General features: G+C 40.2%; 1 protein-coding gene. It reads left to right on the top strand.

Annotated features, from left to right (window positions below):
• Nucleotides 1-107: 107 nt before the first annotated feature.
• Nucleotides 108-490: hypothetical protein (locus GBI16_RS18420; protein ID WP_151707634.1), on the top strand; the 383-nt coding region annotated here is incomplete at its 3' end.

Genomic DNA, 490 nt, shown 5'->3' with positions numbered 1-490 from the left:
GGAAGTTATAGTCATTCTTGTCCCATGGTATTTGTTTCCCTTTAGCCAAGTGACAGGAGTTAGAAAGGAATTCTTATTTTATGGATTAGGCTGAAAGGAGATTCTGAATGAGCAGATATAATACACAGGTATTCAGCAGTATTCGAATGCTTTGCCGGATGCAGAACATTGACGAGAAGGTTCTGTATGAAAGAGCAAAGCTGATTTTATCCATATATCGAGAGGTGTGCTGGTCTACCATTGATCGTGCGAATGATGTATGTGATACCCTTATTTGTACTTACGGTGACAGCTTAGATGGTGCATTGATTTATCTGGAGAACTTTGCTCCGGATGAAGCGAGAGAACGATTTGAAGAACGCATTCGCAGCTTATTTGAGACAAAGTGGATCATTGAACTGGTAGATATGGCTATGTTGAAAATCAGAGAATATCCAGATAAAGGCGCTCTGTACTGTGAGATTATCTCAAAGGCATATCTCAACCGCTT

Source organism: Acinetobacter sp. TUM15064 (assembly GCF_008980265.1).
GTDB lineage: Bacteria > Pseudomonadota > Gammaproteobacteria > Pseudomonadales > Moraxellaceae > Acinetobacter.
Note: the sequence above shows the minus strand (reverse complement) of the source record. Positions and strands in the feature narration are given on the sequence as shown.